Annotated in this window: 2 protein-coding genes; one reads left to right on the top strand and one right to left on the bottom strand. The window is 44.2% G+C overall.

Features of this window, described 5'->3' with window-relative positions:
• Positions 1–4: 4 nt before the first annotated feature.
• Positions 5–160, top strand: a complete 156-nt coding sequence (locus A3762_RS28760) for a DUF3081 family protein (protein ID WP_369820667.1) — start codon at positions 5–7, stop codon at positions 158–160.
• A 104-nt stretch (positions 161–264) separates the two neighbouring features.
• Here the strand turns inward: A3762_RS28760 and A3762_RS27130 are convergent.
• The coding region (locus tag A3762_RS27130; protein ID WP_197469041.1) for a hypothetical protein at positions 265–650 on the bottom strand (386 nt) is incomplete at its 5' end.

Genomic DNA, 650 nt, shown 5'->3' with positions numbered 1-650 from the left:
TGAAATGAGTTTTGATGGTTATACGTTTGTTCTAAGCACGCCCAAGGCTAGTATCAGTGTTTTTTTTCATAACAAGTTTCAGGCTAATTATCGTAATAATATTGAGCTTGAAGAGCTGTACGACTTAGCGTGCAAGATCGCAAAAACTGATGCCGCTTGAGAACTGAAATAAGGGTTCGAAGACAAGAGGCACCTTCGAACCCCCAAACTTATTTGCAACTAGCGCAGATCTGATCACCATAGTAATTGTTCACGTAATTGCAGCTATTCTCCGTAATTCTGAGCTGCGACTTCTCTTTTCTTCTCTTTGAGATACTTCTCAATTAGGCTGCTTATTAGCTCTGATGCCGCGCGTTCGCTTATTGGTGGTATTGCTGCGAAGTCGGCGGTCGGCTCAAGTCTGTGTTTATGGAATGCTACGTTAGCTTGGGCATGGTAGTATGCTAAGACCTTATTCTCTTCTAGGGTTACTTGGAGTGTGAATTCCTGATTCAAGTATTTACAGTCGCTGCTGAACATCATTTCGTGCTGGCGTTCATCGACGATGTCTTGCGAGTCCTTGATGCTAGCGCTCTTATCCTCCCGTTCTAACCCCACAACCTCTAAGTCATGTGTGTTTTCTGCTGGTGCCTTAGGTGCTTCTACTACGG

The organism is Oleiphilus sp. HI0125 (assembly GCF_001635355.1).
The sequence above is the reverse complement of the archived record's forward strand: the minus strand, read 5'-3'. Positions and strand labels throughout refer to the sequence as shown.